This window comes from Hyphomonas sp. (assembly GCF_018402285.1).
Classification (GTDB): Bacteria; Pseudomonadota; Alphaproteobacteria; order Caulobacterales; family Hyphomonadaceae; genus Hyphomonas.
In genome coordinates, this window is the sequence record NZ_JAGYJH010000006.1 from 96,904 (window position 1) to 109,832 (window position 12,929).

The 12,929-nt window shown below is 65.4% G+C and carries 10 protein-coding genes and 1 pseudogene; 4 read left to right on the plus strand and 7 right to left on the minus strand.

What is annotated here, in order from left to right; translation table 11 throughout:
- Positions 1–19: 19 nt before the first annotated feature.
- The 6 genes from KG722_RS12225 to KG722_RS12250 form a co-directional block, all read right to left on the minus strand.
- Positions 20–1,594 (minus strand): alkaline phosphatase D family protein, encoded by a 1,575-nt coding sequence (locus KG722_RS12225; RefSeq protein WP_213272063.1) that lies wholly within the window; start codon positions 1,592–1,594, stop codon positions 20–22.
- Between the two features lie 100 nt (positions 1,595–1,694).
- Positions 1,695–3,734: a hypothetical protein gene (locus KG722_RS12230; protein ID WP_213272064.1), complete on the minus strand. Its 2,040-nt coding sequence runs from the start codon at positions 3,732–3,734 to the stop codon at positions 1,695–1,697.
- Entirely contained in the window at positions 3,731–6,577 is a 2,847-nt protein-coding gene (locus tag KG722_RS12235) for a DUF4159 domain-containing protein (RefSeq protein ID WP_213272065.1), read from the minus strand. Before KG722_RS12235 ends, KG722_RS12230 begins: the two co-directional genes overlap by 4 nt.
- Positions 6,574–7,440: a DUF58 domain-containing protein gene (locus KG722_RS12240; protein WP_213272066.1), complete on the minus strand. Its 867-nt coding sequence runs from the start codon at positions 7,438–7,440 to the stop codon at positions 6,574–6,576. Before KG722_RS12240 ends, KG722_RS12235 begins: the two co-directional genes overlap by 4 nt.
- Positions 7,437–7,841 carry a hypothetical protein gene (locus KG722_RS12245; RefSeq protein ID WP_213272067.1) on the minus strand — a complete coding sequence of 135 codons (405 nt, stop codon included), beginning with the start codon at positions 7,839–7,841 and terminating at the stop codon, positions 7,437–7,439. Before KG722_RS12245 ends, KG722_RS12240 begins: the two co-directional genes overlap by 4 nt.
- Entirely contained in the window at positions 7,838–8,836 is a 999-nt protein-coding gene (locus KG722_RS12250) for a MoxR family ATPase (protein WP_213272068.1), read from the minus strand. Before KG722_RS12250 ends, KG722_RS12245 begins: the two co-directional genes overlap by 4 nt.
- A gap of 75 nt (positions 8,837–8,911) precedes the next feature.
- Between KG722_RS12250 and KG722_RS12255 the strand changes: the two genes are divergently transcribed.
- From KG722_RS12255 to KG722_RS12270, 4 genes are all read left to right on the plus strand, one after another.
- The gene (locus KG722_RS12255) at positions 8,912–9,499 is read left to right on the plus strand and encodes a DUF1285 domain-containing protein (protein WP_213272069.1); all 588 of its coding nucleotides are present in this window, start codon (positions 8,912–8,914) and stop codon (positions 9,497–9,499) included.
- Positions 9,500–9,506: 7 nt separating this feature from the next.
- Positions 9,507–10,130 (plus strand): CoA pyrophosphatase, encoded by a 624-nt coding sequence (locus KG722_RS12260; protein WP_213272070.1) that lies wholly within the window; start codon positions 9,507–9,509, stop codon positions 10,128–10,130.
- 84 nt (positions 10,131–10,214) lie between these two features.
- Positions 10,215–10,565, plus strand: coding sequence for a DUF6111 family protein (locus KG722_RS12265; protein ID WP_213272071.1), 351 nt, complete (start codon positions 10,215–10,217; stop codon positions 10,563–10,565).
- Entirely contained in the window at positions 10,552–11,757 is a 1,206-nt protein-coding gene (locus tag KG722_RS12270) for a CCA tRNA nucleotidyltransferase (RefSeq protein ID WP_300998489.1), read from the plus strand. The genes KG722_RS12265 and KG722_RS12270 overlap by 14 nt, the downstream gene beginning before the upstream one ends.
- Positions 11,758–11,863: 106 nt before the next feature.
- Here the strand turns inward: KG722_RS12270 and hemF are convergent.
- Positions 11,864–12,756, minus strand: a pseudogene (hemF, locus tag KG722_RS12275) (oxygen-dependent coproporphyrinogen oxidase).
- Positions 12,757–12,929 lie beyond the last annotated feature (173 nt).

Below are 12,929 nucleotides of genomic sequence, written 5' to 3' on the forward strand. Positions count from 1 at the left end.
AGGGGCGCTGGCATCAGGCTCAGGCTTCAACGAGGCCCGGCTTGCCATGCTCCAGCGCGTAGGTCGCGCGGGTCGATACGCTTCCGCCCGGGGTGGAGATCTGATCAATGACGCGGAAATGCGTCTTCCAGAGATCGGGCGTCACCTGGCAGACGAGATAGCCGCGCTGCGCATTGTTGAATCTGAGCTCCGGATTGACAGCCACTACTTCGGGCATGTCCGGGCGCATGTCTGCGCCGTCGCCTCCCGAGCTGATGGAAGTCGCCACGAACTCCGACGTGATCGGTATCTTGCCGGGGTTCTGCCCATCAAGGTGCACATTTCCGGCATAGTTCTGGTGCTCGTCGCCGGTGAGGATCACCGTATCCTTGATGCGCTGGTCGGTCAGCCCGCGCAGGAGCCGTTCACGCGGGGCGCGGTAGCCGCCCCAGCTGTCGAGGTTGGCGGCATAAGTCTCGCCAGGCTCCCGGTCGAGGTCCATCATCATCACCTGCTGTGCCATCGCCTTCCAGCGTGCCCGGGAGCTGGTAAGGCCTTCCATCAGCCAGGCTTCCTGCGCTGCGCCCAGAACATCCGCCTTCGGATTGCTAAGGTCAGCGCACTCTACCCGCCAGCGGTCATTGCAAGGCTGATCGGTGCGGTACTGCCGCGTATCCAGGAAGTTCATGTCGAGCAGGTTGCCAAAACTTGCCCGGCGATAGAGCGACATGCTGGGGCCGTTGGGAAAGCTCGTCGAGCGAAGCGGCATATTTTCGTAGAAAGCCTGCATTGCGGCCCGCTTGCGCAGGCGGAAAACTTCCGGCGGCGTGCCATCCTGATCGAGATCAGAGACCCAGTTGTTGTCGATCTCGTGATCATCCCAGACCGGGAACCAGGCCGCCGCCGCATGGGCGCCCTGCAGGTCCGGATCCATCTTGTAGATGGCGTAGCGCTGGCGGTAATCTTCGAGCGAATAGACCTCCTGTCCGGGGTGCTGGCGTACGCTGACGACCGGCCAGCCTGACACAGTGCGCATGCGCTGGCTGCGACCTTCATAGATGTAGTCGCCATAGCAGAAGACGAAGTCCACATCCTCTGCCGCCGCGTGGCGCCAGGCGGTGTAGAGGCCTTGTTCGTAGTGCTGGCAGCCGCCCACGGCAAACCGTACCGATTGAACATCCGCCCCCGGAGCAGGCAGCGTGCGGGCGCGGCCCATCATGCTGCGCTCGCGCCCGGCCGTGAAGCGGTAGAAATATGGCCGCCCCGGCTGCAGGCCCGCCACCTCGACATGAACCGAATGGCCAAGCTCTGGCCGCGCGAGCGCTTCGCCGGTCTGCACAACAGTCCGGAAACTTTCATCCTCGGCGACCTGCCACTGCACAGGAACAACTGCTGCGGGCATGCCATGGCCCTGTTCCAGCGGCTGCGGCGCCAGCCGTGTCCAGATAACGAACCCGTCGGCGGACGGCTCGCCCGAAGCGATGCCCAGCTGGAATGGATAATCTGAGAAAACAGGCTGGGGAATGCTTTGACCATAGCCAGGCAAGGCGGCGAGAAGGGCGGCGCCGCCCCCCATCCAAAGAACATGACGGCGGGAAATCTGGGAACGGGTCATGGAGGGCTCCTGCGGCAGATCAGAGATGTCCGCCCTAAGCTCCTTTTGTGACGTGGCTGCGATAACCGCAAGCCTTTGCCACGTCCCGGCGAGTGAGACTTCAGCGCCCCTCGCGCCGCCAGGCCAGCAACAAAAACAACATCAGCAATCCGGCTGCCAGAATACCGGGCAGCAGGCCCTGGCTGGTGGAGGAGCGCACGGCATAGGCCCCGCGTTCGCGAAGGCCCAGCCAGCTGTTTCCGGCGGCATTGTTCTGGTTGCCCACGCGCCGGATATCGGGAATGTTCGCACCCGTATCATTCAGCCGGAATACGCCGCCGCCCGTCGCGTCGGCCACAGGCACCATCAATGCGGTGCTCGATTCCAGATTGGCATACTCCTTCGGGTTTTCCGGCCCGCTCAGCGCGATCGCCTCCAGCCCGCCTGCCCGCGCGCGGTAGATGCCGAGCTCTTCGACGGGCGCTTCGGTGGCGAACGTGCCGGGCCCTGCTGGGCTCCAGGCCGGTGTCAGCAGGCCGCCCTCCGGCGTTTCCAGTTCCAGCGGCGGGGCAGTATCCAGCAAAGTGCGCAGCTCGATCTTCGCCCGGCCTGCTTCGATGGTCAGCGCCAGGCGGCGCTCTTCCAGTTCGGGTTCCTTCATCATCCAGTGGACAACGCGGCGGATCAGCTCGGCAAACGGACCGCCGCCATCATGCCCGCTGGCCCACAGCCAGATCTGGTCGGACATCAGCATGCCCACCCGGCCTTTGGACACCCGGTCAACGATCAGCAGCGGACGCCCGCCCGGCCCGCTGAGCAGGACGTCCCCGCCCAGCGCGTCGGCCTCCACATAGCGCATCCAGCCACCCCAGCTCTGCCCGTCCATCGGCGCGGTCACGGCGTGGCGCTTGCCCGGCCCGGTCAGCTCCGGCACGAACTCTCCGGTGCGGATCACGCCCGTTGGGGAGGCGGGCAGCACAGAAGCGAGCGGTGAGCGCGCGAGGCTCGCCGGGCCGGCGAACTGTTCGCCCGCAACGATTAGCAGCGCCCCACCTTCGGCCACATAGCGGGACATGTTGGCAAGGTAAGCCTGTGTGATGACGCCCTGACGCTCATACTGGTCAAAGATGATAAGGTCGAATTCGGTCAGTTTCTGCTCGAAGAGTTCCTCGGTCGGAAATTCGATCAGGGCGAGTTCATCAGGCCGTGCATAATCCAACTTGAAAGGCGGGCGCAGGATGGTGAAGTGAACGAGGTCCACGGACGGATCGGATTTCAGAAGATCGCGCCACACCCGGCCAGCCTGGTTGGGCTTGCCCGTCACCAGCAGCACGCGCAGCCGGTCGCGCACGCCGGCAATCGAGGTAGCGCTGCGATTGTTGGCGAGGGTGAGCTCTTCCGGGCCGGGAGGCGCTTCGATCACGATCATGTTCTCGCCGCGCCGCTCGATCTCGATCTGTACCGGCGTATCCTTGCCCGCCTCGACGCGCACGCGCTCCGGCGCGCCGCCATTGAGGGATACCGCAAGGTCCATCGTGCCGCCGCGCGGGTCGTCCGCGCGCACCATCAGGGTGGCCGTCTCGCCCACGATGCCGAAATTGGGGGCATTGATGATCTCAATCCGCCGGTCGCCAAGGGCCTCGTCGCCCGCAATCAGCCCGTGCAACGGTCCGATGATCCCGCCGGCGCGGCCTGGATCGGGCAGGTCATGCACCTGGCCATCGGTCACGAAAATCGCGCCCGCAATCCGGTCACGCGGTACATCCGCCATCAGGCCTTCCAGCGCGCCATAGAGATAGGTGCCATCATCGCCGGGGCTGGTTTCCAATGTACGCACTTCCAGGCTCGGGTCTTCGGAAAGCCTCGCCTTCAGCGCTTCGTAGGCTGCGGCCGCGGCCGTATCGCGTTCGCCAAACTGCATGCTCTCGGACTTGTCGAGGATCAGCGCCGCAACTGAGGGCAGGGGCTCACGTTCCTCGTGCACCAGCGTGGGGTTGAGCAACGCTGCGCTGATCACAAGAAGACCCACAGCCCGCGTCAGCCAGGCGCGTCCCCGCAGGAAGAAATACACCGTCCATGCAGCCAGCGTCAGCGTTGCCAGTGCCCAGATGATCGGCCAGCCGAGGAAGGGCTCAAGGCTCAGGCGAACAGCCTCGGTCATTGCGGTCCTCCGTCGAGGATACGGCCGGGAAGCAGGGGCTCAGGCTCGTCCTGTTCGCCAAGTCGCTCGAGCAAGGCCGGGATGTGCACCTGATCATCCTTGTAGCTGCCGGTCAGCACATACATCACGAGGTTGACGCCAAAGCGGCGTGCCGTCTCCCGTTGCAGAGGCCCTCCGTCAACGGAATAAAGGTCACGGCCATCTCCATCCACCGCCCAGGCGGAGACCCAGTCTGCGTCCCCGATGAAAAGGCGGGACACCCCGTCGCCCCGCGCCGTGCCGGGCTCCCCGGTCTGCTCGATCCAGAGGCGCCGCCCGGCAAAGCGCCCGGGAAATTCCTTGATCAGGTAAAAACTGCGCGACAGGACATGATTGTCCGGAACCGGTTGCAGCGGCGGGGCATCGAGCCCCGCCAGCAGCGTCTCCAGCCGGGACACGTCAGTCTGAGTTGCTGCGTCGCCCCCGGCGCGGGTGTCGATGATCAACGCCCCGCCCGAGCGCAGATACGCATTGAGGCGCGCAATGGCAGCGTCCGAAAGCGGCGCGGGAGTCTCCGGGACCACAAAGAAGATCAGCGGATAAAGCTCCAGCGCGTCGGTTTCCAGGTTTAGCCCATGGGGCTCGGCAGGCTCGACTGATGTGCGCATGTTGAGAATGTTGGAGAGGCCCCGCAGGCCTGCTTTCGTAAGCTCGTTCAGGGCGCGGTCACCGGTCTCGACATAGCCAAAGCGCATCATCAGCGCCGCGTCGATTTCCCTCTGGCTGGCCTTGCCGGCCGGCAGCGGCACTATGCGCGTCGAAGGCGAAGGGATCGCGCGATAGCTTCCATCAGGCAGCAATTCATATCCCTGCGCTGCCGCGCCGTCTGGTGGCAGGAAGGCAAAGGCCAGGATCAGCGCACCGAGCGCGCCGCCGGCGGATTTCCCCCGCCGGGTCAGCCCGCGCAGCCGTCCGGCCACGAACAGGGCGATGAAAAGGTCGAGCGCCAGAAGGCCGGCCGCCAGCGCCAGCATCGGCCCGGCAAGCCTCAAGGAGCGCGCCTCGGCGTCCCCCAGCAGGCGGGCGGACGCGGGCCAGCCGGCAATCAGGCTGGGTGCAGCGCCGTCGCCGGTATTGAGCGCGCGGCTGCCCGAAGGTCCCTGGTAGAGGCCTGGCGGGCGCGTTTCAGAAGGTTTGATGCTGCCGAACTCTGCGGCCTTGATGGGCGCGGCATTCTGGCTTGCCCGTTCCAGCCGGCCAAAGCCGTCCAGCGAGAGCTGCGGCATGTAGGTGCCGTCGCCATCTTCCACTGCTTCGCCCTGCCCCGCGGCAATCGCCCGGCGCAGCATCTGTTCGAAAAGGCCCGAATAGGCGAGGTCGCCCCAGTCTGGTCCGGCCGTGATGTGAAAGAGGACCAGCGTGCCATCCCCGCGCGCGTCAGCGCTTACCAGCGGGGAGCCATCCGTCAGCCTTGCCCATGTCTTGCGGGCAAGCTCGGGCTCGGGCCGGGCCAGAACCTGCTGGCGCACGCGCACATCGGCAGGCACGTCCAGCCCGGCAAAGGGCGATGTCTCGGGGAAGGGGGCGAGCCCCTGCGGCTCTTCCCAGGCGAGGGCGCCGCCGATAGCGCGGGAAGATCGGCGCAGCACCACGGGCAGCAGCTCATCGCCCTGCGCCGCAAGGCGTGGCCCGGCAAACCGGATCAGCGCGCCGCCATTTTCCACCCACTCTGTCAGGCGATCGGTATCGGCGGCCGGAATTTGTCCGACATCGGAGAGAATGATCGCGTCCGGCCCGGTCGCCACCAGCGTCTCGATGTCCCCGGTCGTGATTGAGGCGAAGGGCTCCAGCGCCTTGCGGATATAGTGCATGTCAGAGAGGAGCGGCTGCGCCTCCGCGCCTGCATCGACAAGACCCACGCGCCGTGTCCGGTCAGCCGAATCCCAGAGCCACACCGTGCCCGCGCCAGGGCGCCCGGTCACATTGAACCGCGCGATCCGGGCGAGGGCGGCTGCGGGAATTTCAAACTGCGCCTCGGCCTCACGCGCGCCTTGAGCAAACACCGCTTCGGCTGAGGCGAGTGCAGAGCCGTCCTGCGTCAGCGCCGAAACGAAAGCTTGCGACGTCCCGCGCGGATCGGCGCGCGCCAGGCGCACTGTCACTCCGTTGGCCTGCGCCGAAATGCCGTTGATGACGGCCGGGCCTTCGGGCGGGGCAGCAAACACGGTCAGCGGCGCACGCGCGGCCAGAGCGGCGGCAAAAGCTGCACCGCCTTCGGTTTCCAGCCCATCGCTGGCATAAAAGATGCGCGCAGGCACCAGCTTCGATGCGTCCAGCCTCGCGAGCGCGTCGGTCCTGTCGGTTGCCCAGGGTTGGGGCTCAAGGCTGGCAAGACGCTTGGCCATGTCGGCGCGCGAGAGGCGCTCTGCCGGGTCAGCGTTCAACTGGCGCGGCGCGGTCAGCAGCAGATGCACCGCCCCGTCGCGGTCACCCGCGTCCAGCGTCGCGCTCGCTGCATTGGTCAGCTCGCTCCAGCGCGGGGCAGCGGCCCAGCCATTGTCCATCACGATCAGTAGCGGCCCGCCGGCCGCCTGCGTGCTCTGCGCGCCCGGTGCCCAGACAGGCTGTGAAAGCCCGAGGATCGCGGCAATGACAGCCAGTGTGCGGATCAGCCACACCCACCAGGGCGTGCGCGCGGGCGTCTCTTCTTCCGGCCGCGCGCCTTCCAGAAGGCGCAGCGAAGGCAGCTCTGCGTCCTTCGGCGCAGGCGGGGTCGCGCGCAGCACCCACCAGATCACCGGCAGCGCCAGCAGCGCAAACAGCGCCAGCGGCGCCCCCATCAGGAAAGGTCCGATTGCCGTCACCGCGCGACCCCGAAGCGTTCGATTTCCGCCTTCAGCCGCGCGGCAGCTGACAGCGCCGGGCTGCCCGTCACATGCGTCACCAGCGCCCAGCCCATCCGCCCGGCAAGTGCGGCAAGCGCCTCGCGCTGCTCTGTAAACCGGCGCATGTACTCTTCGCGCATTGTCTCGGCCCGTCCCAGAATGCGCTGGTCACCCGTGCCAGGGCGTGAGAGTTTCGTTCGTCCCTCAAAGGGAAACGCAATCTCCACCGGCGCCGACACCGCCAGCAATATCCCCTCCGGGCAGCGCCCCGCCAGCGGCCCCAGCCGCGCCTGCCATTCCGATGGCGGATCATAGAAATCAGACGCCACCACCATCGTCGCGCTCGCTTTGGGCGGAGGCGGAAACTGTCTCTTTGTGCCGCGGGAGAGATCATCCAGCAGCCGGTCCACCGCCCGCTTGCCAAAGCTCGGATTACGGCCAGAGCCCAGCGCGCCGACCCGCTCGCCATCCTTCGACATCAATATCGCCATCGTCAGCATCAGGAGGGTTGCTTCCTCCGCCTTTGTGCGCAGGTCGCCCGCGCCCTTCCAGCGAAAGCCCGGCGCATCATCTGCCCAGAACAACACAGTGCGCGCGGTCTCCAGCTCGCTTTCACGAACGAACAGGTCATTGCCCTTGGCCGAGCGGCGCCAGTGAATGCGCCCCGGCGAATCCTCCTGCATGAAGCGGCGATACTGCCAGAAATTTTCGCCCGTTCCTGCGCGCCGCCGTCCGGCAGAGCCTATATGGGCCGCCTCAGAGGCTTCCGCCCTGAAGTTCAGCCCCGGCAATTGCCGGGCCAGGCTCTCGGCCTCTGCGCGAAGGTCGGCGGTGGGGGTCATTTCAAAAGCTCTGACGCGCAATCATCGCCTGCTTTGATCCAGCTCCACACACTTTCTTCATTCGTCGCAGGGGCGAGATCATAGTGATAATCCGGCTCTATTCCTGCAGCATTGGAAATGTCCACCAGCGCGGCCCCCATGCGCAGCGCAGCAAGGCGAAGGCGGCGTGTCTCGCCCTCATGGGCCTGCATGGATTCAGGCGATGCAAGCCGCATCACCATCATGCGCTCCACTCGGCGCTCGGCCAGGGCGTCAGCTTCATTGGCCGCCATTAGGAGCACAGCGTTGCAGGCAACGGCGTCAGCATCGCTCACTGCGGACGCTGCCGCAGAGAGTGTTGGCGCCGCGCTGCAGGATGCCGCCAGGACCGCGATGACCCCCGCGGCAAAACGAAAGCTCATGCAGCTTTCCTCACAAGATCATTGATCAGCTCGCTGAGCTTCGGCGCGTCCCCGGTCGGGTCGTACCGCATGGCCATCCGGTGCCCGAGGCAAGGGTCCGCCAGCGCTTCAATATCCTCCATCGAGGGGGCGAGCCGCCCGCGCAGCAGCGCCCGCGCCCTTGCTGCCAGCATCAGCGCCTGTCCGGCACGTGGGCTTGGTCCCCAATCGACCAGCCGCTTCACGCGCGCGTCCGAGGTCTGCTCGGGCCGTGCCTCGCGGATGAGGTTCAGGATCGTCGCTACCAGCTTCTCGCCCACCGGCATCTGGCGCACCAACGCCTGGATCTTCAGGAGCTCGGTCGCGTTCAGCGCCGGCTTCACCGGCGCCTCGCCCCCGCGCGTCGTCTCGATCAGGATGCGCCGCTCGGTGTCGAGGTCTGGATAGGACACGTCCACTTTCAAGAGGAACCGGTCAAGCTGGGCTTCAGGCAGGGGATAGGTGCCCTCCTGCTCGATCGGGTTCTGGGTGGCCAGCACATGGAAGGGCGCGGGCAGGTCATGGCGCGCGCCGGCCACGGTCACGTGCTTCTCCTGCATGGCTTGAAGAAGCGCAGACTGGGTGCGCGGCGAGGCGCGGTTGATCTCGTCGGCCATCAGAAGCTGGGTGAACACCGGCCCCTTGATGAAGCGGAAGCTGCGCTCCCCTGTCGGGCTTTCGTCCAGCACTTCGGAGCCGAGGATGTCCGACGGCATCAGGTCTGGCGTGAACTGGATGCGCTGGTTGGCAAGGCCAAGGGCGGTGCCCATCGCCTCCACCAGCCGCGTCTTGGCAAGGCCCGGCGCGCCGATCAGCAGCGCATGCCCGCCGGCCAGGACAGCGGCGAGTGAAAGCTCCACCACCTTCTCCTGGCCAAACACGGCCTTGCCGATCTCGGCCTTCACCCGGGCGAGCGCTTCGGCGGCGGCTTCTGCGTCGGCTACGGGGTTTTCAGGGTTCACTGTGGTATCGGCCATATGTTCAGGCGCCTCCGGCTTCACGTCTCTGGCTATCAGCCCTATGTCTAAGGCGTCATTTTGGCGGAGAAAGATGTGACATCCAGTCCCGGCACAATTCTGAGCGTTGAGGAAACGCTTAAGGCCATCCTGCCCGAAGGCAAGTTTGGTGCTGTGTTGCCGCCTCTGGAGACATGGAATCCGCCCAATGAGAAGGATATCGGCATGGAAATCCGCGCCGATGGCAGCTGGTGGCATGAAGGCGGCGAGATAAAGCGCCCCGCAATGGTCAAACTCTTCGCCCGTATCCTCCGCAAGGATGCCGACGGGCGCACATTTCTCGTCACGCCTTACGAGAAAGTGATCGTGCATGTGGAGGATGCGCCCTTCCTGGCGGGCCGTCTCGATGTTTTGGGCGCGCCGGGCAGGGATCAGGAAATTGGCTTCGTCACCACCTTGGGCGATGTCACCCTCGCCGGGCCAGACCGCCCGATCCGCGTCGAAACAGACCTTGAGACGGGCGAGCCCTCGCCCTATGTGCGGGTGCGCGGCCGCCTAGAGGCGAAGATCGCCCGTCCGGTCTTTTATGAACTTGTCGATCTGGCCGAACCTTCGCCGGAGGACGAGAACCTGCTTGGCGTCTGGAGCAAAGGGGTTTTCTTTCCGCTCGGACCTGCGGCATAGGCCCCCGATGTCCTTTCGCAACCTTGATGACTTCGTAGAGCGCGTCACCGCGAAGCTCGACCCGCCCGCCGGACAGGCGCGGCTTACCGAAATGGGCGACATGGACTTCCTCTCGCCCGAAGAAGTCGCCATCATCCGCCCGGCGGCGGTCCTTTTCGGTGTCATCCCCCGCAGGGAAGGGCCCACCGCGCTGCTCACACTGCGCCCCACTACGATGGCAGACCATGCCGGCCAGGTTGCGCTGCCCGGCGGCAAGGTCGACCCCATTGATCTTGATGAAGTCGCCGCCGCCCTGCGCGAAGCCCATGAAGAGGTCGGCGCCCGTCCCGATGATGTCGATGTGTTGGGCAAGGGCTCGCCCTACATCACTGGCACGCGCTACCGCATCACGCCGGTGGTCGGCCTCCTGCCGCATGATTTCCAGCCCGTTCCCGAGCCCGGCGAGGTTGCCGCCGTCTTCGAGACACCGCTGGAGCTGCTGATGAACCCGCAAAGCTACATAACCGGCCAGGCCTTCTACAAAGGCGCCCACCGCGAATACTATGAAATGCCCTACAATGGCTATCGCATCTGGGGTGTCACCGCCGGCATCATCCGCCGCCTCTACCAGACCCTTTACGAAAGCGATTGAGGGTACGCGGCCCCAGCAGGGTTTCTGAAACCCTTTCAGGGCCCTATGTAGACTGTAGTGTTTCCAGCGTGAGGAAGAAACAACATGGCCGGACGGCTCCTGTTTGAAGTCTTCGTGTTCTCGCTGCCGTTCCTTGTGTTCGGCATCTACACGCTTGCGACCCGGTCTGCCGAGGAGGCCGGTCGGCGCAAATGGCCTATCCAGATGCTGTTCATCATCGGCCTTGGCCTTGCCACGGCTGCCTGGTTCCTCCTGATCCTGCTGGAGCCGCGCGAGCGCAACATGTGCGTGGAGCCTGCCCGCTATGAGAACGGCCAGCTCATCCCGGCCCGCAAATACCCATGCGAACGCCATCCCGAAGATGTCGGGATCCAGCGCGGACGAACCGAGCCGGCCGAAACGCCCGCTGCTCCCCCTGCCGATGACCCGTCCTGACCGCATAACGGCAGACTGGCTAACCGCGCCCGCCAGCCGGGCGGTCATGGCCGCGCTGGAAGCGGCCCGCAAGGATGCCTCCCGCTATGTCGGCGGCTCAGTGCGCAACACCCTGCAGGGCCTAAAGGTTGAGGATGTCGATATCGCCACTCAGCTGCTGCCCGAAGAAACGGTCGCCGCCCTCGAAGCCGCCAGTATCCGCGTCATCCCCACCGGCATCGACCACGGCACCGTCACTGCCTTCTACAAGGGCGTGCCTATCGAAATCACAACCCTGCGCCGGGATGTCGAAACCGATGGCCGCCGCGCCGTCGTCGCTTTCACGCAGGACTGGGCCGAAGACGCTGCCCGCCGCGATTTCCGCATGAACGCCATCTATGCCGGGCCTGAAGGCGCGCTCTACGAAGTCATCCCCGGCTCGGTCGAGGATGCCATTGCCGGCCGCGTCATCTTCATTGGCGAGGGCGATCAGCGTCTGATCGAGGACTATCTGCGTATCCTGCGCTTCTACCGGTTCAACGCCTGGTATGGCGCCGGCATCGATGAAGCCGGGCAGGGCGCCTGCGCCCGCCAGCGAGCGGGCCTGACGAAGATTGCAGCCGAGCGTATCTGGAAAGAGCTCAAGCGCACGCTTGCCGCGCCCGATCCAGCCCCGGCGATGCTCGCCATGGAAGAGGCCGGCGTCCTCGAAGTCATCCTGCCGGCCGCATCGGCAGCGCTGTTGTCGGCGCTCATCTCGGCCGAAGCGGTCAACGCGCTGAGGCCCGATCCGATGCAGCGACTGATGGCCCTGCTGCCCCGCCGCCAGCGGGAGGTTTCCGAGGCCGCCAACGCTCTGCGCCTTTCCAATCAGGAAGCCGCCCGGCTACAGGCCTGGGCCGACCCGGCGCTCGGCCATGTCCTCGCCCTTGGCCCGGCTGCGCGCCGCGAAGCCTTCTATCGCTACACGCCCCAGGCTGTTCTCGACCGCGCCCTCATCGAAGCGGCCAGCGGGGGTGAGGGCACCCTCGCCCCACTTCTGGAGGACAAGGCTCACTGGATGCGCCCGGTGTTCCCCGTCGGTGGGCAGCACGCGCTCGCTGCCGGCCTCAAGGGCCCGGATATCGGCAAGCGGCTTTACACGCTGGAACAGGCCTGGATCGCCTCCGGCTTCCGCCTGTCCCGGGAAGACCTTATCTCGCGCCTGAAATGACCGCGATTGGACCGGTTTGGCCGGAAATCTCCTCGTAATGACCGGAGATGACCGCGCATGATACGTTTGATTTCGCGAAACAGCGCCTCAAAAAAGCTCCGACCTTTCAGGGCCATTTCACCACGGGCGGCATCGACGAAAGAATGCTCTCGATGTTCCCGCCGGTCTTCAGGCCAAAGGTCGTGCCCCGGTCATACAGGAGGTTATACTCCACATATCGCCCGCGCTGGATCAGCTGGGCCTCGCGCTCGGCTTCGCTCCATGGTTCGATCATGCGCCGCCGCACCAGTTGAGGATAGATGCCGGCAAACTGGCGCCCGACTTCCTGGGTAAACGCGAAATCCGCCTCCCAGTCGCCGGTATTGAACCGGTCATAGAAGATGCCTCCCGTGCCTCGCGGCTCATCGCGGTGGGGCAGGTGGAAGTAAGTCTCGCAATGCGCCTTCATGTGGCCATAGTCGGCGCCGGCATGGGTGTCGCAGGCTGCTTTCATAGCGGCGTGGAAGTCCACCGTATCTTCAAAGTCCTGGTCGCGCTGATAGGCGAGCAATGGGGTCAGGTCGCCGCCCCCGCCAAACCAGCTCTCGCTGGTTACCAGCATCCTGGTATTCATGTGGGCAGCCGGCACGCGCGGATTGCGCGGGTGGGCGATCAGCGAGATGCCGCTGGCCCAGAACTGCCCGCCGGATTTGTCCGCGCCGGGGATCTGGGCGGCGAAGGCTTCAGAAAACGTCCCCTGTACCTCTGAAAAGTGGACGCCGACCTTTTCAAATACCTTGCCGCGCATCAGGCCCATCCGGCCCCCGCCCAGGTCTTCGGAGCCGTCCCCGCGTCGCCATTCCTTGAGCTCGAATCGCCCTGGCGCACCCCGATAGAGTGGGGAGTGCCAGCGTCTTCGATTGCCTCGAACCGGGCAATGATATCTTCCTGGAGGGCCCGGAACCAGGCGCTTGCCCGGACCTTGCGTGCTGTAAAGGCGGCTGTGTCTGCGTCGGTCATCATGCGTAACTGTTGCGCTGTGGGCTTTTGCCTCGCAAGTCCCCTGTTGTCACAGGGGCGGTTGCGCGGTAACGCCCTCATCCAATTGGGGGCAGGGCGCGCAAGTTTCTGCCGCGCCCCGCGCCCACTTGCCGCAATGTGCGGCCCGCGCAGCTTTAGTAAAGAGAGCGGCT